The organism is Flavobacteriales bacterium (genome assembly GCA_016713875.1).
GTDB lineage: Bacteria > Bacteroidota > Bacteroidia > Flavobacteriales_F > PHOS-HE28 > PHOS-HE28.
This window is the reverse complement of sequence record JADJOI010000002.1, coordinates 132,426-151,006: the sequence shown is the minus strand read 5'-3', so window position 1 is coordinate 151,006 and position 18,581 is coordinate 132,426. Positions and strand designations below refer to the sequence as shown.

Genomic DNA, 18,581 nt, shown 5'->3' with positions numbered 1-18,581 from the left:
CTGGCGCGAAGGATACCGGCGAACCCTGGCCTTCGACCGGCGTACAACGGCCATCGACCACTTCCCTTCCCCCATGGAACGATTCGACCTATGCGTCATCGGTGGTGGGCCCGCCGGCTATGCGGCCGCCATGCGCGCCATCGATCTTGGCCTGCGCACCCTGCTGGTGGAGAAGGACCGCATCGGTGGCACCGGCATCTACAACGGCGCGCTGATGTCCAAGACGCTGTGGGAGATCGCCCAACGTGTGGCCAGCACCAACGCCATGGTCCGCACCCGCGGCATCCCGCCCTTTCAACCGTCGTGGTCGGGCATCACCCGCTCGGTGAACGAGGCCGTCTTCGAACGCAAATACCTCTATGCATGCCACATGCAGCTGCTGGAAAGTCAAGGCCGCCTGTTCCAGCACGCCCGTGGCAACGCGTCCTTCATCGGACCGCATCTCGTGGCCATCGACCTGGCCGGCCAGCGCCGGGTGATCGAGGCGGACCATGTGGTGATCGCCACAGGCTCCAAGCCCCGTTCACTTCCGGGCCTGGCGGCCGATGAACGACGCATCCTCACCAGCGATGGCATCTTCCAGCTCGATGAGCTTCCGGAGAGCATCGTCATCGTCGGCGCAGGCGTCATCGGCTGCGAGTTCGCCACCATCCTCAGCCACCTGGGCCGCACCCGCGTGCACCTCATCGACCGCGCCGAGCGCATCCTGCCCTTCGAGGACGCCGACATCAGTGAGCTGGTGGCCGGCAACCTGGAACGCAACGGTGTGGTGATCCACCGCTCCGCCAAGCTCGAACGCCTGGAAGCCATGCCCCACGGGGTGGAGTACGACCTGAGCTACGCGAACGGCGGCACCGAGCGCGTCACCGTGGAGAAGGCCCTGTTGTCCGTGGGACGTACGCCCAACCTTCACGGCCTTGGTCTTGAACAGGCCGGGCTCACCGTGGACCCGCGCACCGGAGCCCTGGCCGTGGACGGCATCCGCACCGCACAGGACCACATCCTGGTGGTGGGCGATGCGACGGGCAGCAACATGCTGGTGAACCTCGGTGAGCTGGAAGGCCGTCATGCCGCCGAGCTCATCGCCGGCCGGCAACCCAAACCCATCAGCTATGGGCAGGTCAGCAGCATCATGTTCCTCGATCCGGAAGTGGCCGGGGTGGGGCTGAACGAACAGGAGTGCCGCCGCCAGGGCATCGCGCACCGCGTGGCCCGGATCGATTATAGCTGCCTGGCCCGTGCCATCGCCATGCGGCGCACCCAGGGCTTCTTCAAGGTGATCGTCACCGACGATGAGCACATGCATATCCTGGGCATGCGCGCCGTGGGCGAGCATGCCTCCAGCGCCATCGAGGCGGTGGCCCTGCTGATGCATATGGGCCAGGGCATCCAGCACCTGGCCGAACTCGTCCATCCGCACCCCAGCATCACCGAGGGGGTGCAGGAATGCGCCCGCATCCTGATGGGCACCAGCATCTTCAAGCCGGAAGTGTTCGGCGACCGCATGCTGAGCCGCACGTGGCGCCCATCCTCGGCGGTGGAACAGGCGGCCTGATCAGGGCGTGCCGGGGTCCTGAAAGCGCGGATCGTTCACGAAGTCGTGGTCCGTGAGCGCGTTCAGGAAGGCCACCAACGCCGCCTTGTCCGACGCAGGCAGCTGCAGACCGCCCTGCGTATGCTTCATGAAGGGGCTGATGGTCTCCGACGGGATGCCGCCCGAGTTGTAGTGCCCGATCACCTCCTCCAGGGTCTGGAAGCGGCCGTCGTGCATGTAGGGCCCCGAGAGCGCCACGTTGCGCAGGGTGGGCACCTTGAACTTGGCCCGGTCCAACGGATCGGCGGTGACCTCATACCGCCCCAGGTCCGTGAAGATGGAATCCAGTCCGTTGTTCTCGAACTGGCCGTTCGTGAACAGGCCACCCACCTGCGTATGGCAGTGGAAGCAGTCGGCGCCCCATTGGCCGCCCTGGCCCGCCGCGGGATCACCACCTTCGAGCTGCGTAAGGATGAAGCCGCGCTGCTCCTGCTGGGTGAAGACCGCCTCGCCTCGCGCCACCTTGTCCACCTTGGAGTTGGCGCTGATCATGGTGCGCAGGAATTGCGCGATCGCCTTCGCCACCAGCGTGCTGTCGATGACCTCGGTGTTGAACGCCTCGATGAACAAGGCCCTGTACGCGCTGTCCGCCTGCAGCTTCGCCACCGCGTTCGGCCAGATCTCGTGCATCTCCACCGGGTCGATCACGGGCATCAGGATCTGCTCCTCCAGCGTGGCCTTGCGACCATCCCAGAAAAAGCTCGTCTCCCAGCCTAGGTTCATCAGGGCCATGCTGTTGCGCCGGCCCTCGATGCCATCGATGCCCAGGCTGAAGGCGTTCGGACCGTCGCTGAAGGCCGTGGCGGGCGCATGGCAGCTCGAGCAACTCTGCGTGTTGTCCCCGCTCAGGCGCTCCTCATAGAACAGGTAGCGTCCCAGTTCCACCCCTTTCACCGTGATCGGGTTGTCCGCCGGGATCAGCATCGGCGGGAAGTTCGCGGGTGTCACCAGTGGGTAGGGCGTTGGGTCATAGACAGGCCCGTTGCTGCCGCCACCCCCACCTCCCGAGGGCGGGTCCGGGCCGGGCTTGCGGCAACTGGCGATGGCCATCACGCCGAAGGCGATGGCTGCGAGGATGCGGGTGCGGGTTCCGATCATGGCACTTGGTCCAGGCTGCGTTCGTCCGTCAAGGCATGCAGGAAGGCCAGAAGGTCGGCACGCTCTTGCGCGGAAAGCGTGAACGGGGTCATCAGCGGGTCCTTGTTGGGGTGCGACAGGCCACCGCTCGCGAAGTGGTCCACCACTTCCTCCAGCGTGGCCATGGCCCCGTCATGCATGTACGGCGCCGTGAGGGCGATGTTGCGCAGGGTGGGCACCTTGAACTTGCCTTCGTCCGCGGGATCGAGGGAGATCCGCGCCCGCCCAGGGTCCGCGTAGGTGCTGTACTGGCCCACGTTGCGGTAACTGTGGTCGCTGAGGTCGAATCCCCCATGGCAATCCGTGCAGCCCGCCACCGGTCCGGAGAACAGCTCCCAGCCCCGCACCTCGCTGTCGGTGAGCGCCGTGGTCTCGCCCTGGTACAGGTAGCGGTCGAAGCGGGACCAGCCGCTGATGAGCGTACGCTCGTAGTTGGCGATGGCCCGGGTGATCACGTACGGGTCCAGCGGACGACCATAGGCCTGCTGGCTCAGACTGCGATAAGGTTCCACCTCGCGCAGGTCATCGGCCGCCGTGATGATGCTGTGGTCCATCTCCAGGTCGTCGTGGATGGGCGCCAGCACCTGCAGTTCCAAGGTGGGCACCCCACCATCGCGGAAGAGCGCCGGATGGTAGGCCACATTGGCCAGCGTAGGCGAATTCCGCAGTCCAGGCTGCTGAGACACCCCGAGGCTGAGCGCCACCGTATCGCTGAAGGCCCGGTCCGTGAAATGACAACCGGCGCAGCTCAAGGTGCCCGTTCGGGAGAGGTGGGGCTCGAAGAAGAGCTGCTTGCCCAGTTCCACGCTGGCCCTGGATAGCGGATTGTCGGCCGGCACCGGAGGAGCAGGCATCCAAGCAGGCAGGTCCAGCATGAAGGGCTCGGCCGCGCCGTCCTGCTGCATCAATTCATCTTTCCCGCAGCCCGTCAGCGCCATCACCAGCACCGCTATGCCCACCCGTCCCTTCACTCCACCACGATGCTGTTGACCACGTTGTCCGTGAAGCGCATGGCGAGCGTCAGGTTGTCCCCGTGGGCCTGATGGTCCACGGCCAGGTCGATCACGACCCCGTTGTCATGGAAGAACCGGTCCACCTCAAAGCGAAGGACCAGCTCGGTGGTGTCGCCCCCCACCACGGTGAATGGCGCGGCGAAGTCCAGGTCGCGCACCCGGTAGCAGGGCTCCATGCCCGTATGGATGGAGAACAGGCTCATCGGTGCACCGGTGCTGTTCGGATCGGTGTCGTACCGGCCATCGAACATCACGAAGCGATAGCCGGTGGCCCAGGTCCAATAGGTGCCGTTGCTCACGCTCAGGGGGTGACCCACCGGATAGAGCACGGGGTCGGAGGTGTTCAGGTCCTGCGGCACGCCCAAGCCCAGGTGCAGGCCGCTGTAACTGCCGGCCTCGGCGGTGTACACCTCGCTGTCCCCTCCATTGAGGGCGTCGAACAATGCGATGTCCGTCAGCGCGGATGCGCCGCCCGGTCCGGTCAAGCGCAGTTCGGCGAGGTACAGCTTCAGCACCTCCACCTGGGTGCGGTAGTTGCTCACGTTCAGGTTCACCTGCCCGGCCTGAAGCGGCTGCCCCTGCCAGGTGGCCTCCACCTTCAGGCGAACGTGGCCTTCGGGGCCATCCACATTATAAGGCTTGTGGCAGCCGGCCAGCAGGGCGGCCGGGACGGTCAGCAGCGCGGTCGTGCGGAAGATGGGGAGCATGGGCGTTCGGGTGTGGTGAATGGATGCCTTCGGGCAGCGGTCCGTTGCCTGGCGCTCAAATGTATGACGGTACCGGGCTGCGGAGGGTGAGCTTGGTCACGTTCAGGGATCCCTACCTGGAACGGCTGGCCGGGTGGTGCGGTTCGTGGGAAGGCGTTGACCATCACTTTGGTCAGGTCGTCTTCCATCTTGTTCTATTCATCCATGGTCCTCCTTCCAATTTGACCACTGCTCCGTGGCCCTTCAACACCCCGGCCTTCTACCTTCGAACCCCATGTTCCAGGTGCTGCACAGCTCCGCCGGTTCGGGCAAGACCCACGCCTTGGTGAAGCGCTACCTGGTGCTGGCCCTGCGGCCTGACCGGCCCACGGCCTACCGCGGGATCCTGGCGCTGACCTTCACCAACAAGGCCGCCGGCGAGATGAAGGAGCGGGTGCTGCACTACCTGCGGTCGCTGACCGACCGCACGCACGACGACGCCCGGATCGCCGACCTGCTGGACGCCCTGCGGGGCGCGCACGGTCTTGCACCCGATGCCGCGGCCGCACACGCCCACACCGTGCTGCGCCACATGCTGCACCACTGGTCCGACCTCTCGATCACCACCATCGACGCCTTCGTGCGCCGCCTGGTGCGCCCCTTCGCGCGCGACCTTCAACTGGACCACGAGCTGCGCATGACCACCGACCAGCAGTGGTACCGCGACCGTGCGGTGGACCTGCTGCTGCAGGCTGCCGGCCGCGACCCCGCCCTCACCGAGGTGTTGGTGGCCGCGTGCAGCCGTCTGGTGGAGGACGAGGCGCGGTGGAACCCGGCCGCCCCCTTTTCCGAGCTGGTGAAGATGCTCGACGACGAGGAGAGCGTACGCCACCTGGAGCAGCTCGCCGCCGTGAGCGCCGGAACGCTGCTGCTCACCGATGCGGCGCTGCGCTCCGCGATCCGCGACTTCCGCCAGGAGGCCCGCACCCTGGGCCGCACCGCCCTGGACGCCCTGGCCGCCGCCCAGCTGGAGGCTGCGGACCTGGCGAACACCACGAAGGGATTCCATTCCGTTCTAACGAAGCTGGCCGACTTCAAGGACGACCCGCTCGAGGTGGGCACCAACGCGGGGAAGCCACTGGCCACGGGCGTGTGGTGGAGCGGCAAGGCCTCCGCCTCGGCACGCGAAGCCCTGCAACGCCTGGCCCCGGAGCTTGAGCAGGTCCTTACGACCGTGCAGCGCTGGCAGGAGGAAGGCCGCTTCACCGACCACTGGCTGCGGCTCCTCATCCGCCGCGACCTGATGGCGATGGGCGCCATGAGCGCCCTGTCCGATGCGCTGCGCAGCGCCAAGGACGAGGATGGTGTCACCTTCTTCCAAGACCTCACCCGCGCGGTGGAACGCGTGGTGCGCGAAGAGCCCGTGCCCTTCCTGTACGAACGCCTCGGCCAGCGTTTCCAGCACTTCCTCATCGATGAGTTCCAGGACACCTCGGTGATGCAGTGGCACGCGCTGCTGCCGCTGGCGGAGAACGCCCTGGCCAACGGTGGGTCGGTGCTGCTGGTGGGCGATGCCAAGCAGGCGATCTATCGCTGGCGCAATGGTGAGGTCCGCCAGTTCAAGGCCCTGCCCGCCCTGCACGGGCGCGACCAGCTTTCCGACGGTACGCGTCGCGAAGCCTTCCTGATGGCCTCCGCCGTCCCGATCGAACCGCTGCGCGACAACCACCGCTCGTCGGCCACCATCGTGGGGTTCAACAACGCCTTGTTCGACCGGTTGCACGCGCTGATGCCCGAGGCCCTGCGCCCCATCTACGATGAACAGGCGCAGACCGCGCGCAAGCCTGCCGGCGGGCTCGTGCGCCTGGAGGCAGTGCCGGTCACGAAGGAAGAGCAGGAGGAGATGCCATGGATCGAAGCCTGGTTGCTGCACGGCGTGGCCGGATGCCTGGAGGACGGTCACCGCGCCGGAGACATCGCCGTGCTGGTGCGCACCGGTGCGCAGGGTTCGCAAGTGGCCCGCGCGCTAAGCCGTGCCGGGCACGCGGTGATCAGCCCCGACGGTCTGCGCCTGAAGGGTGACGCGGCCGTGGACCTCGTGCTGTCGCTGCTGCGGCTGGATCGGCGGGCGGACGACCACACGGCGTTGCAAGCCCTGGCCGCGGCCGTGGCGGCCGGCGTGCTGCCGATGGATCGCATCAACCCTCCGGAGGACGCACCGCCCGGCACCGCGCTCCAGCGCCTGAACGCCTGCCTTCCCCCGAATAAACGCCCCCCCGCCACCCTCCTGGACCGCGTGCTGGGCCATGTGGAACGGTGCGGCCTCGACCCCGCGACCGATGCCTTCCTCAACGCGCTGCTGGACGCCGTGCGCGAACACCAGCAGGCCCATGGTCACGACCCGTCCGGATTCCTGGACCACTGGGAACGGGGCTATTCGGAACGATCCATCACAGCCCCCGCCGGGCTGAACGCCATCCAGGTGATGACCATCCACAAGGCCAAGGGCCTGCAGTTCCCCGTGGTCTTCGTACCCTTCACCAGGATGTCCGGCAGCGGCAACAAGGGCACGAGCGTGTGGACCCCGCCCGGTGATGTGGCACCCGAACTCCCCACCGCACGCCTCACCTTCAAGGGACGCAAGGCCCCCGGGATCCCCGCCGTCGAGAACGAGCTGGCCATGCAGGACCTGGACGCGCTCGATCTACTTTATGTGGCCTTCACCCGGCCGGAACAGCGTCTGTACGCCGCCGTTCCCCAGCAACACGGCGACGCGATCACCAAAGCCCTGTTGGTCCATCTGGTGACGTTGGGCGGCACGCTGGAGACGGGGCTCACCATCGGGGAGCGGACCGCTGCGAGGGCATCTTCAGCACAGCAGGTCAACGATCCGGTGCTGCGCTCCCTGCCTCCCGGTGGTGGCGTGCAGCTGCTGGTGCGCGACACCCTGCGCGATGACGCGCCCATCGGGGCGGATGCACGGCGTATCACCGGCCAAACCTTGCACGATCTGCTGTCGCGGGTGCGGACGGCGGCGGACCTCGACGCGGCATTGACCACCGCCGTGGCCTGCGGCGACCTGCGTCCGGAGGACCGTGATGAATGGCGGCCCCGGCTCTCGGCCCTGTTCGACCGGTCGGACCTCGCACCGTGGTTCGGACCGGGGCTCGATGTGCTCACCGAAACGCCCTTGATCCTGAGCGACGGGCGCAGTGCGCGCCCCGACCGTCTGGTGCGCGCCGCCGCCGGCTGGGGCGTGCTCGACATCAAGACCGGTCATCCGCACGCCGCCCACGCCGAACAGGTGCGCGGGTACATGAACGTGCTGCGCAGCGTCACCGGATCACCCGTGCACGGCGCGTTGCTCTACCTCGCCTCCGGAACCCTCGAACCCATCGCATGAGCACCGCGGTCACCTGGCGGACCCTCCCCTTCAACGCGCTCGACGTGGACACCCTGTACGCGCTGCTGCGCCTGCGCACCGACGTGTTCGTGGTGGAGCAGAACTGTCCCTATCCCGAACTGGACGACCGCGATCGGAGCGCCCTGCATGTGATCGGCCGCGATGCATCGGACCGGGTGGTGGCCTACGCGCGCATCCTTCCGCCTGGCGAGGACGGTCTGCCGGCGGTGGGCCGCGTGGTGGTGGACAGCGCACAACGCGGCACCGGCCTCGGGCACGCGCTGATGCGCGAAGTGCTCACCGTGCTCCAGCGCACCTACGGCAGGATCGACAGCCGCATGTCCGCGCAGGCCCACCTGGAGGGCTTCTATGCCGCCCACGGGTACGCGCGGCACGGCGAGGTCTTCGACCTGGACGGCATTCCGCACATCGCCATGCGCCTCAGCGCACCAGCGTGATCGAACCGACGAACTCGTAGCGCTCGGGGCCGTGCTCGGCCAGCCACGCCTTGTAGGTGTACACCCCGATCGGCAGCCCGGCGCCATCCCAACCCGCCTTGGGGTCCTGCGTGTGGAAGAGGCGCGTGCCCCATCGGTCGAAGATGGCCAGATCGTACTCGCGCGCCCCGATCACCACCGGCAGCCACTGGTCGTTCAGGCCATCGCCGTCCGGTGTGAACGCGTTCGGTGCGTGGAACAGCGACCCGGTGACGATCACGCGGATGCTCGTGGTGTCCCTGCAGCCCAGTCCGCTCGTCACCACCTGCACCACCTCGAACGTGCCCGCTTCCTGGAACACGTACGTGAAGGTGGGCGTGGTGAAGGTGCTTCCTTCCACCGTGTACAGCCAGCTGTCGGCATCCACCGAGGCGTCGTTGATCGTCACGTCGGGGTTCAGCACATCCACCACCGGAGTGCTGGTGTACAGGCCTGCGGTCGGCGGCACCCATACCTGAACGGCTGCGGGGCGCAGGAGGCTCACCGTGTCGATGCACCCGCTGTCCGTCATCACCGTGAGCCGCACATCGTACTGGCCCTCCACGGTGTACGTATGCACCGGCAGGCTGTCCGTGCTCGTGGTGCCGTCGCCCAGGTCCCACGCGTAGCTCATGGGCGTCCAGGCGGTGCTCTGGTTGTTGAACCGCACCTCCAGGGGCAGGCAGCCCATCGTGTCCGTGGTGAATAGCGGGACCGGCGGTGGGAACACCTCCACGGTGTCCGTGTAGCTGTCCGTGCAGCCGTGGTCCGATAACGTGACCGTGATAACCTGATCGCCCGGTTGCACGAAGGTGGCTCCGATGGTCGGTCCGCTCATCTGCTGCGGTGCCCCACCGGGCCCGAGGTCCCACAACACGCTCGCTTGTGCGGTGAAGTTGCCCGTGACGGTCAGCGGCACCGCGCCTGCGCCCAGGCATTGGATGGGCGGCGGTGTGAAGGCCGGTTGAAGCGGTGGATAGATCTCGAACGAAGCGTAGGAGGTGTCGCCACAGGGCCATCCGGGGTTCACGATCAGCATCACGCTGTACACGCCCGTATCGCCGTACGTGTAGGTGGGTGCGAACTGGCTGCTGGTATCGGTGCTGCTGTTCGGATCGCCGAAGTCCCAGAAATAGCTGCTGCCGCCGATGCTCTGGTTCACCATGTTCACCTGGTAGCCGTCGCAAAAGACCTGCTGCTGCTGGATGGAGCTGAGGATCGTGACCACACAGGGCACCGCGTCGAAGCGGAAGTCCCGCCGCACCTCGCTGAGCAATACGCCCCCGCGGTACTCCTTCACGCACACCCCCACCACGTAGCTGCCCACCTGGCTGGGCGTCACGGTGAGCTGGCCCGTGACCGGATCGACGGCCAGCGGCGGGTTCGCGTCCATCTGGTAGGCCTGCGAATAGCCCAGCGCCCAGAGCACCGGCGTATACGGCGGCCCCGCAGGCGGCGAGGGCAGCGGGTTGAACGGATCACCCCCGGTGAACGGGGTGCACAGCTCGTACACCAGCAGATCGCCGTCGGGGTCCGTGGCCGAATGGTCGAAGGTCATGTTCTGTCCCACGCACAGCGCGATCGGCGGATACGCGTTGAACACCGGGCTGGAGTTGGCCCCGGTCTGGTTGGCGTTGGGCACGGCCACCGTGCAGGTGAGCCCCTCGTCGCCCGGGTTGGCCACATTGAGGATGCTCGGCGTGCGGCAGCAGCGCTGATAGCTCACCACGTAACCGCCCGGGATGGGCGGCAGATCGAGCACGATGCTGTACTCCGCCTGCTCCACGCAGATGGTGGGCGGCGCCGTGAGGCAGGGGTTGTTCAACACCACGGGCACCGGCGTGGAGCCCGGGAACGGGATGAACTCCGAGAACAGGTAGGTCCCCGACCCATCGAAGATGCCCAGCTCGGCCTGCGCGTCGAAACCGGTCCCGTTGACGTTGTTGGGCCCGCAGTCGCGGTACAGCTGCAGGGTGAACAGGTAGCTGTCGCCCCCCTGATTCACGTAGTAGAGCTCGCCACCGATGATGTGCGTGGCCAGGGCCGGAGCGGCCCTGCACAGGATCCCGAACAGCACCAGGGTGCGCATCATCTGTGGGAATGACGACAAGGTAAGCCCCCGGGTTGTTCGGACGGACCGATCGAACGAGGAACGGGTTCAGCCGGCGGACCGGGCGGCCACCGCCTCGTACTCCTTCACGGACACCGGCAAGTAGGCCCCGTCCGACCCGCACAGCATGTCCATCACCCGCACCCGCTCGGGATAGGCCCGGGCCTCCACCGTGTGCCGAAGGACCTTGCTGCCGATGAGCTGCAGCTCCTCGAAACGGTCCGCCGCATCGATGCGGTAGTAGTTCGTGCCGTGGGCCGAACGCCGGTACTGGGGAAAGTCGCTGTGCATGCCCGGGGCGCCGTTCGCGCCGCTAATTTGCACGCCCCGATGGCATTCCTGCGCCTCCTGGCCGAGCGGCTTCTGCACGATCATGGCACGGACCTGGCGCGCGTGGCCGTGGTGCTGCCCAGCCGGCGCGCGGGGCTTCACCTCCAGCGGCACCTGGCGCACGCGCATGGAGCCCCGCTCTGGAGCCCCGACCTGCTCACGCCCGACGGCTTCCTGGAACGCTTGTCCGGCCTGCGCGAACAGCCCGTCCACCTCACCCTGCTCGATATGCACGCAGTGCATCGCCACCTGAAGGGCGCCGCAGCGGACGACCTCCACACCTTCCTGGGTTGGGCCCCCACGGCCCTGCACGACATGAACGAGGTGGACGAGCACTTGCTGGACCGGGAGGTCGCTTACCGTGACCTGCGGCACATCGAGGAGATCGACGCCTGGAGCTTCAGGGGGGGCGCATTGAGCGAAGGCCAGCAGCGCCTGGCACACCACTGGGCGCACCATGCCGGGCTGCACCAGGGCCTGGAGGAACGGCTGTTGCCCGCCGGTACGGGCACCCGCGGCCTCATCGCCCGCGCGGCGGCGTCACGCATCACCGATGGAACCCACCCCCTGCCGTGGACGCGGGTATGGTGCGCCGGACTCAACGCGCTCTCTCCCGCGATGCATCGCGTCCTGGACGCGCTCCGGCACCGTGGCATCGCCCGCTTCGCCTGGGATGCCGACAGCCATTACCTGAACGACCCGCTGCAGGAGGCCGGTCGTGCCCTGCGCAGTGCCATCGGGCGCCACGGTCCCGGTGAACTGCCCGTCAGCACCCGGATCGGGAATGACCCACCCTCGGCGCACACCATCGCCCTGCCCAACACGATGGCCATGGTCCATGCCGCCGTCGAACAGGTGATCGAGCTGAGCGAGGAGGAACGGGCGCGCACCTGCGTGCTGCTGGCCGACCCGCACACCCTGCTGCCCTTCCTCAGCCTTCTTCCGGCCTCCTGCGCTCCGGTGAACGTGACCATGGGCCTTCCGCTGACCCAGCTGCCCCTGCACGGCCTCTTCGTCCAACATGCTCGCCTGCACAGCGGTAGCGATGGACGCTCGGTGCGCACCCGCGAACTCTCGGCCCTTCTGGACCATCCGGCCTGGGCGGATGCACGGCCCATCACCGAGCTGCGCGAGCGAACGGCGAACGAGCGCCGTGCCCACCTTCCGATCGCTGCCTTGTTCCAGGAGGGTGACGATGCCGTCCTTCTGGCGCTTCATCGCGCGCTATCGGCCGAAGGCACGGCCGCCCGCACGGCCCTAGTGGAAGCGGTGGTGCTGGCGAACCCCGACCCCTTCGTGCAGGAGCAGGCCCAACGCATCGGACAGGTGCTCGGCCAGGCCGCCACCGCCCTGGCCGGGAGCGGCCATCAGCCCGGAGAGGCGGGCGCGCTCGGCCTGGAGGAACGCCTGCTGCGGCAGGCCCGCGTGGACCTGCGCGGCGAGCCGATGGCCGGCCTTCAGGTGATGGGCATGCTGGAATCGCGGGCCACGGATCATGACCGGGTGATCGTCGTGGGGGCCAACGAGGGCAGCCTGCCTCCGGCCGAGCCCCCGCAAAGCTTCATCCCCGGTGAACTGCGTCACGCGCTCGGGCTTCCCCTCCGCGCCGACACCGACACCGTGGTGGCGCACACCTTCATGCGGCTGCTGCATCACGCCCGGGAGATCACCCTGCTGCACGTCTCGGGCGGCGATGTGGAGCAGGAGCGCAGCCGCTTCATCCTTCAGCTCGAGCACGAGCTTCCCGGTGTCCTGCGCCGGTCCAGCCTGCGTCCGTCCATGCCGCGACGCCCCGACGCGCGCCTGCACGTGACGATGACGCCCGAGCTGCGGCATCGCTTCCAACGCAAGGCCGAGCGTGGATTCAGCCCGACAGCGCTCAGCGACCTGCTCACCTGCCCGCTCAACTTCGTCTTCCGCCATGGGTGGAGTGTCGAGGAGGAGCAACCTCCCTCAGCCGCGCTGGAGGACCATGAACTGGGCACCCTGGTGCACGCCGTGTTCGAGTCCCTCTATGGCCCGTTCGTAGGGGGCATCATCCAGCCCGACGCCCTATCCGCCGGTCTTCCGGCGGCCTTGCGCGTGCTCGAAGACCGGATGCCGGAAGGGCTCCATGCCGAGGAAGGCCCCGTGCTGCTTCAGTTGGGAATGGCCCGGCAGGCGATCGAGCGAGCGGTGCGTCACGAGGTGGCGCGCCTGCGCAGTGGCACCGCCGTCACGCTTCTGGGCCTGGAGACACCTCTGTCCGCCGAGCTGCCCGAGGTCGCCCATGGCCAGCGGCATCTGGTGCGCCTGCACGGCCGCGTGGACCGTATCGACCGGCGCGATGGCCATGTGCATCTCGTGGACCTGAAGACCGGTCGCGTGGCCCCGCGCGATCTCGAGCTCACCCTGCCTGGTCCGTTGAAGGCCGACCACGGCAAGGCCGTGCAGTTGCTGACCTATGCCTGGCTGTGGCTCCGCAACGACCCGGAATGCCCGGCGGTGACCGCCGAGCTGCGTCCGCTGCGCAGCACCGAGGCCGTCAAAGGCCTGCCGCTGATCCTGAACGACCGAACGATCGTGCGTCGGCAGGACCTGTCGCTGATCGAGGAGGCGTTGGGATCGCTCATCCAAGACCTGTTCGATCCCGGAGCGGTGTTCGCCCATCGCCAGAAGAGCGCCTATTGCACCATCTGCCGCAGCTGAGCCCGGAACGAACAAAGGGTGCCGCAGCACCCTTTGTCCATGCCGTCAGGGGACCGGTCAGCGGTAGACGATCTTGTGCACGTCGGTAGTGCCTTTGCGCGTGATCTTCAGGTAGTAGATGCCGTTGCTGGAGGTGCGCAGGTCCATCTCCTTGCGATAGGTACCCTCGAAGCCGCGCAGCAGGTCGGTGAACACGCTTTGACCCAAGGTGTTCACCACCTCCACCTGGATGTCGGACGGTGTGGCCACCAGGAAGGAGAAGACGAACTGCCCATCGTTCGGGTTCGGCAGGATGGTCACCGCGCCGTCCAGCTCGCTCGCGTTGATCGACTTCTGATAGATGGTGCCAGTGCGATCGAGGCCGCCCAGGGACAGGTAGTAGTCCGCATTGTTGAGCGTTTCACCCGTCCAGCTGTCGTTCATCAGTTCCACGGCGGCCTCACCGGTGAAGGGGATGCTGAGCAGGGTGTACTCCCGGCCACCTTCCCAGTTGACCCCGGTGTTGCGGATGGCTTCGAAACCGAAGCCCGCATACACTTGGTAATTGAACGAGCCGCTTTCGCGAACACCGCCCGAAGGGGCGATCGGGATGTACGTCCGCGGACCCTCCGGCTGGGTCGCGTCGCCCAACTGAACGTTGGCACTGCGGTCCCAACGCAAGGTGAAGACCAGCGAACTGAAGATGCCGTCGAAATCCGCCGTGGGGCGGACGCGGACCTCCAGCTGGCCGTTGTTGGCGAACAGGCCGATATCGACCGGGCTCTGGGCCTGGACCATGGCGGCGGCCCCCAGCATCAAGGCCAGGCCGGTGGAACGAAGGGTAGTGGTGCTCATGCGCTTGCGTGTTCTGGAGTTGATCTGTTCCAGTGACCGGAACTGTGTCGGTCCCAAGGACGAGACGAAAGTAAGGCGAAGGGGATGCCTTGCGCAAGCGCACCCCACGAAAGGACGCGTGGATCACGCCGACCGGTCACGATCAGCCGATGAAACCACATGAACGCACCCCTGGAAAACCGAACAGGGGCCCGGTGTGGGCCCCTGCGCGGTAAACCTGCAAGGAATAGGATGGAACCAACGTCAGGGGTGGAAGATGTTCCCACTGACACCAACAAGACGTAGGTCGGTCCGGAGGGTTGCCTCCCTTCGTGATCAGAACATGAATTTGTACCCCACCCCGCGGTGGCTGAGGAAATGCACCGGGTTGCGCGGGTCGGGCTCGAACAGCTTGCGGAAGGCCACGATGAAGTTGTCGATGGTGCGGGTGGTCGGGAAGACATCGTAGCCCCAGACCTTGTGGAGGATCTCTTCGCGGGAGACCACCTCGCCGGCATGCTCGATCAGCAGCCGCAGGAGCATGACCTCGCGCTGGGAGAGGGTGCGCGAGCCGCCCACACCGCGCGCTTCGAAGGCCACCAGGTCCACCTCATTGGGCCCGAAACGGATCTTGTCCGGCACGGCGGCGGTTGGACGTTCGTCCGATCGCGCCACCAACTTGGCCACGCGCAACATCAGCTCCTCCAGGTCGAAGGGTTTGCCCAAATGGTCGTCGCCTGTCCGCAGACCGCGCACGCGGTCGGCGGTAGCCGTGCGCGCCGTCAGGAAGAGCACCGGCGTCCGGTCGCCCCCCAGCCGGGCTTTTTCGCACACGGTGAACCCGTCCATCCCAGGCAACATCACGTCCAATACCGCCGCATCGAACCGGGCGCCGCGCAACCGCTCCAAGGCCTCCGGGCCCGTGGCCGCGGTGGTCACATGGTAGCCTTCCAGTTCGAGGTTCAGGCGTAGCGTATGGCGCAGGCCCTCTTCATCCTCGACGAGGAGCACGCGGGGCTTGGTGGCCTTTTGCATGGGGTACAAAGTTCGGCACGGGTACCTTTGGCCCATGCGCTTCACCCCGGCACACGCGGAACAGGCGGACCGCTTCCGCGCCGGCACGCTCTCCGAACACCTCGACATCCGGTTCGGGGTCGATCCGGACGGTCACCTCACGGCCTCCATGCCGGTGGACGCCCGCACCGTGCAGCCCATGGGCCTGCTCCATGGCGGGGCCACCGCGGCCCTGGCCGAAACACTGGGCAGCGTGGCCTCGGCCCTACTGGTGCTGCCCGAGGGCCGGCAAGTGGTGGGCATCGAGTTGAACGCCAACCACCTGAAAGGGGTCCGCGACGGCCGGGTGACCGCCACAGCCGAGGCACTGCATCTGGGCCGCACCACCCACGTGTGGGAGATCCGCGTGCGCAACGCCGCCAGCGAGCTCTGTGCGGTGTGCAGACTGACCAACGTGGTGTTGCCCGGCGCCCCGATACCGCCCACCGCATGAGCACCACCAGCCCCCTTCATCAGGCCCTCAGCCTCTGCCTTGATCGGCGGATCACCTTCGCCGCGTTCCGCGTCCCCGGCGGCCCGGTGACCCTTTGGGCCCAGCGCAACCCCGAACTGGAACCCATCGACCCCGCCTACCTCGGTCGCCTCAACGAGGCCTTCCTGGTGGCTCCCTTCACTTACGAACCGCAGGCCACCCACTTCGTGCGCAACGATGTGGAACTGACGTTCGGCGAACTTCCCGTGTCGCTGGAACCCCTTCATGGCTGTGAGGGGGCCCCTCCGATCACGCGCACCCGGCCCCATGATGCCGATCGGCCGGGGTATGAGGACCTCGTCCGGAGCGCCAAGACCGCCATCGCCGAGGGCACGCTCGACAAGGTGGTGGCCTCGAGGACGGTGACGATGCCCCTGGACCGCTCCGAGCTGGCTACGCTCTTCGAGGATGCGCTGGACCGGATGCCCCATGCGTTCGTGGCCCTACTGAACACCCCGGAGCACGGCACCTGGCTCGGTGCGTCGCCCGAGCGGTTGCTGACGGCCGAGGACGAGCTGGTGCGCCTGGACGCCCTCGCGGGCACACGGCCCCGGTCGGACGCGCCGGCCCTCGCCGAGGAATGGAGCCCCAAGGAGCGCCGCGAACAGGCGCTCGTCACCCGGGAGATCGTGGGCCAGCTGATCGAGCTCGGACTGCCGCGCATCACCCTGCACGGTCCGCGGCCGGTGGAGGCCGGTGGGGTGAGCCACCTGCGCACGGAGGTGGAGGCCGACCTCGGGAACCGTTCGCTCGACGAAGTGCTGGTGGCCGTGCATCCCACACCGGCCGTGTGCGGCACACCGCGGCCGGCGGCGAACGCCTTCATCGCCGGCCACGAAGGTCCCGAGCGCGGCCTCTACACCGGTTTCTGGGGACCATGGAACGCCGACGGCCGCACGGAGATCTTCGTGAACATCCGGTGCATGGAAGCCTTCGACGACGCGGTGGCCCTGCACGTGGGCGCCGGGGTCACCGACGGGTCCGACCCGGAGGCGGAATGGCGGGAGACGGAGGCCAAGGCAGCGGCGTGGACCGCCGCGATCCGGTCGCTGCACAGCGCCCGGGTATCTTCACCGGCCCGATGACCTCCGACCACTTCGCCGCGGCCGAGCTCGCCCGGCTCTGTGCCGCCAAGGGTGTCCGACACGCCGTCATCAGCCCCGGCTCGCGCAGTGCCCCGTTGGTCATCGCCTTCCACCGGCACCCCGACATCACCTGCCTGCAGGTGATCGATGAACGCAGCGCGGGCTTCTTCGCACTGGGCATGGCGCAGCAGCTGCGCGCGCCCGTGGCTCTCATCTGCACCAGCGGAAGCGCGGTGCTCAACTACGGTCCGGCGATCGCCGAAGCCTTCTACCAGCGTGTGCCATTGCTCGTCATCACCGCAGATCGTCCCGAGGAATGGGTGGACCAGGGCGAAGGACAAGCCATCCGCCAGCAAGGCGTGCTCGCTCTGCACATGAAGCGCAGTGTGCAGCTGCCGCGCAACCCGACGGACGACCTCGGGCGCTGGCATTGTGGTCGCCTGATCAACGAGGCCATCGATGCCACATTGCTTCCCGTGCCGGGACCGGTGCATGTGAACGTGCCCTTCGCCGAACCGCTCTACGGCCAGGCTGAAGCTCAAGAGGCGACGCAAGGCCGCCTTATCGCTCCGATCATGACGGAGCCCTTCATCCTGCCCGAGTATTCGCGCTGGCTCATCGGGCAGCTCGGCGCCTGCCTCAAGGTCATGGTTCTTGCCGGTCAGGGCCGGTGGAGTCAGGGGCTCAAGACCCAGCTGCAACGCCTGGCAACGCTACCGCAGGTAACGGTGCACACCGAGGCCACGAGCAACCTGGACGACCCCGCCTTCATCACCTGCATCGACCGGGCGATCGAGGGCGTGGGCGCGGCGAACGAGAACGACCTGAGGCCCGACCTGCTGATCACCTTCGGTGGCGCGGTGGTAAGCAAGCGCATCAAGTCGCTGCTCCGCACATGGCGTCCGCTGCAGCACTGGAACGTCGATGCCGGACAGCGACACTATGACACGTACCAGAGCCTCACGCACGACATCGCTGTGAGCCCCGAGATCTTCTTCGCGCAGATCACCGAGCCCGTTGTAGCGTCAACCCACCGGGTGGACAGCTTCTACGGCGAGGCCTGGCGCATGGTGGACGAGCGCACGCGCGGCCTGCACAACCACCTCGTGAGCGAAGCGCCCTTCTGCGACCTCGCCGTCTTCAACACGCTGAACGACCGGATCCCCGGCGACAGCGATGTGCACGTGGCCAGCAGCACGCCCGCGCGCTATGTGCAGCTCTTCGACCGGGTGCGGGGCCTTCGCTGGTTCAGCAACCGCGGCACCAGCGGCATCGACGGCTGCACCAGCACGGCCGTGGGCGCGGCTTTCGCAACGCAGAAGCTCACCACGCTCATCACGGGCGACACCGCGTTCTGTTACGACAGCAATGCGTTCTGGAACAACCACCTTTCCCCGTTGTTGAAGGTGATCGTGGTGGACAACGGCGGCGGCAACATCTTCCGCTACATCGACGGGCCCGACAGGGACCCCGAGCTGCTCAAGTGGTTCGAAGCGCCGTATGTACGCAGCATCGAGAAGCTGGTGACGAGCTACGACCTGCCGTATTACCACGCCAATGACCAGGCTTCCTTGGAAGCCGGTCTCGACAAGCTGTACGCGGAGCACGACAGGCCTGCCGTGCTCCACATCACCACGGACGCGCTTATTTCACCGAAGGTGTTGCGCGACTACTTCACCCAACTCCGCACCTCATGACCG

The 18,581-nt window shown here is 67.2% G+C and carries 14 protein-coding genes; 7 read left to right on the top strand and 7 right to left on the bottom strand.

All coding sequences use genetic code 11. The annotated features are described in order from the left end of the window. The first annotated feature begins 73 nt into the window (after positions 1 to 73). Positions 74 to 1,555 (top strand): NAD(P)/FAD-dependent oxidoreductase, encoded by a 1,482-nt coding sequence (locus IPJ87_00790; GenBank protein ID MBK7940412.1) that lies wholly within the window; start codon positions 74 to 76, stop codon positions 1,553 to 1,555. On the opposite strand, the gene IPJ87_00785 is transcribed toward IPJ87_00790, so the two are convergent. From IPJ87_00785 to IPJ87_00775, 3 genes are read right to left on the bottom strand one after another with little or no spacing between them, the layout of a single operon-like run. Further along, positions 1,556 to 2,692 (bottom strand): cytochrome-c peroxidase, encoded by a 1,137-nt coding sequence (locus IPJ87_00785; protein ID MBK7940411.1) that lies wholly within the window; start codon positions 2,690 to 2,692, stop codon positions 1,556 to 1,558. Beyond that, the gene (locus tag IPJ87_00780) at positions 2,689 to 3,702 is read right to left on the bottom strand and encodes a c-type cytochrome (GenBank protein ID MBK7940410.1); all 1,014 of its coding nucleotides are present in this window, start codon (positions 3,700 to 3,702) and stop codon (positions 2,689 to 2,691) included. The genes IPJ87_00785 and IPJ87_00780 overlap by 4 nt, the downstream gene beginning before the upstream one ends. Further along, on the bottom strand, positions 3,699 to 4,451 hold the full coding sequence (locus IPJ87_00775) for a hypothetical protein (GenBank protein MBK7940409.1): 753 nt from the start codon (positions 4,449 to 4,451) through the stop codon (positions 3,699 to 3,701). The genes IPJ87_00780 and IPJ87_00775 overlap by 4 nt, the downstream gene beginning before the upstream one ends. 274 nt (positions 4,452 to 4,725) lie before the next feature. Between IPJ87_00775 and IPJ87_00770 the strand changes: the two genes are divergently transcribed. Both IPJ87_00770 and IPJ87_00765 read left to right on the top strand, forming a co-directional pair. Then, positions 4,726 to 7,833, top strand: coding sequence for a UvrD-helicase domain-containing protein (locus IPJ87_00770; GenBank protein ID MBK7940408.1), 3,108 nt, complete (start codon positions 4,726 to 4,728; stop codon positions 7,831 to 7,833). Next, on the top strand, positions 7,830 to 8,291 hold the full coding sequence (locus tag IPJ87_00765; GenBank protein MBK7940407.1) for a GNAT family N-acetyltransferase: 462 nt from the start codon (positions 7,830 to 7,832) through the stop codon (positions 8,289 to 8,291). The genes IPJ87_00770 and IPJ87_00765 overlap by 4 nt, the downstream gene beginning before the upstream one ends. Here IPJ87_00765 and IPJ87_00760 read toward each other — a convergent pair. Together IPJ87_00760 and IPJ87_00755 are read right to left on the bottom strand one after the other, a co-directional pair. Further along, on the bottom strand, positions 8,275 to 10,401 hold the full coding sequence (locus IPJ87_00760; protein ID MBK7940406.1) for a PKD domain-containing protein: 2,127 nt from the start codon (positions 10,399 to 10,401) through the stop codon (positions 8,275 to 8,277). The two genes, IPJ87_00765 and IPJ87_00760, sit on opposite strands and share 17 nt — an antisense overlap. A 66-nt stretch (positions 10,402 to 10,467) precedes the next feature. Continuing rightward, positions 10,468 to 10,788, bottom strand: coding sequence for a hypothetical protein (locus IPJ87_00755; protein MBK7940405.1), 321 nt, complete (start codon positions 10,786 to 10,788; stop codon positions 10,468 to 10,470). Here IPJ87_00755 and IPJ87_00750 point away from each other — a divergent pair. Further along, on the top strand, positions 10,750 to 13,437 hold the full coding sequence (locus IPJ87_00750; protein MBK7940404.1) for a PD-(D/E)XK nuclease family protein: 2,688 nt from the start codon (positions 10,750 to 10,752) through the stop codon (positions 13,435 to 13,437). The two genes, IPJ87_00755 and IPJ87_00750, sit on opposite strands and share 39 nt — an antisense overlap. Before the next feature lie 57 nt (positions 13,438 to 13,494). Here IPJ87_00750 and IPJ87_00745 read toward each other — a convergent pair whose 3' ends face one another. Both IPJ87_00745 and IPJ87_00740 read right to left on the bottom strand, forming a co-directional pair. Beyond that, positions 13,495 to 14,271 (bottom strand): T9SS type A sorting domain-containing protein, encoded by a 777-nt coding sequence (locus IPJ87_00745; protein MBK7940403.1) that lies wholly within the window; start codon positions 14,269 to 14,271, stop codon positions 13,495 to 13,497. Positions 14,272 to 14,586: 315 nt separating this feature from the next. After that, positions 14,587 to 15,285, bottom strand: a complete 699-nt coding sequence (locus IPJ87_00740) for a response regulator transcription factor (GenBank protein MBK7940402.1) — start codon at positions 15,283 to 15,285, stop codon at positions 14,587 to 14,589. A 34-nt stretch (positions 15,286 to 15,319) separates the two neighbouring features. On the opposite strand from IPJ87_00740, the gene IPJ87_00735 reads away from it, so the two are divergent. Genes IPJ87_00735 through menD form a run of 3 tightly spaced genes read left to right on the top strand, consistent with a single transcriptional unit; the run spans position 15,320 to position 18,578 of the window. Beyond that, positions 15,320 to 15,757 carry a hotdog fold thioesterase gene (locus tag IPJ87_00735; GenBank protein ID MBK7940401.1) on the top strand — a complete coding sequence of 146 codons (438 nt, stop codon included), beginning with the start codon at positions 15,320 to 15,322 and terminating at the stop codon, positions 15,755 to 15,757. After that, entirely contained in the window at positions 15,754 to 16,881 is a 1,128-nt protein-coding gene (locus IPJ87_00730) for a chorismate-binding protein (GenBank protein MBK7940400.1), read from the top strand. Before IPJ87_00735 ends, IPJ87_00730 begins: the two co-directional genes overlap by 4 nt. Continuing rightward, complete coding sequence (gene menD, locus IPJ87_00725) at positions 16,878 to 18,578, top strand: 2-succinyl-5-enolpyruvyl-6-hydroxy-3-cyclohexene-1-carboxylic-acid synthase (protein MBK7940399.1); 1,701 nt, start codon at positions 16,878 to 16,880, stop codon at positions 18,576 to 18,578. The genes IPJ87_00730 and menD overlap by 4 nt, the downstream gene beginning before the upstream one ends. Positions 18,579 to 18,581 lie beyond the last annotated feature (3 nt).

Excerpts from the sequence above, each read along its gene's own strand:
- IPJ87_00790 (MBK7940412.1), top strand. The coding sequence starts at position 74 with ATGGAACGATTCGACCTATGCGTCATCGGTGGTGGGCCCGCCGGCTAT.
- IPJ87_00785 (MBK7940411.1), bottom strand. The coding sequence starts at position 2,692 with ATGATCGGAACCCGCACCCGCATCCTCGCAGCCATCGCCTTCGGCGTG.
- IPJ87_00775 (MBK7940409.1), bottom strand. The coding sequence starts at position 4,451 with ATGCTCCCCATCTTCCGCACGACCGCGCTGCTGACCGTCCCGGCCGCC.
- IPJ87_00770 (MBK7940408.1), top strand. The coding sequence starts at position 4,726 with ATGTTCCAGGTGCTGCACAGCTCCGCCGGTTCGGGCAAGACCCACGCC.
- IPJ87_00765 (MBK7940407.1), top strand. The coding sequence starts at position 7,830 with ATGAGCACCGCGGTCACCTGGCGGACCCTCCCCTTCAACGCGCTCGAC.
- IPJ87_00760 (MBK7940406.1), bottom strand. The coding sequence starts at position 10,401 with ATGATGCGCACCCTGGTGCTGTTCGGGATCCTGTGCAGGGCCGCTCCG.
- IPJ87_00750 (MBK7940404.1), top strand. The coding sequence starts at position 10,750 with ATGGCATTCCTGCGCCTCCTGGCCGAGCGGCTTCTGCACGATCATGGC.
- IPJ87_00745 (MBK7940403.1), bottom strand. The coding sequence starts at position 14,271 with ATGAGCACCACTACCCTTCGTTCCACCGGCCTGGCCTTGATGCTGGGG.
- IPJ87_00740 (MBK7940402.1), bottom strand. The coding sequence starts at position 15,285 with ATGCAAAAGGCCACCAAGCCCCGCGTGCTCCTCGTCGAGGATGAAGAG.
- IPJ87_00735 (MBK7940401.1), top strand. The coding sequence starts at position 15,320 with ATGCGCTTCACCCCGGCACACGCGGAACAGGCGGACCGCTTCCGCGCC.
- IPJ87_00730 (MBK7940400.1), top strand. The coding sequence starts at position 15,754 with ATGAGCACCACCAGCCCCCTTCATCAGGCCCTCAGCCTCTGCCTTGAT.
- menD (MBK7940399.1), top strand. The coding sequence starts at position 16,878 with ATGACCTCCGACCACTTCGCCGCGGCCGAGCTCGCCCGGCTCTGTGCC.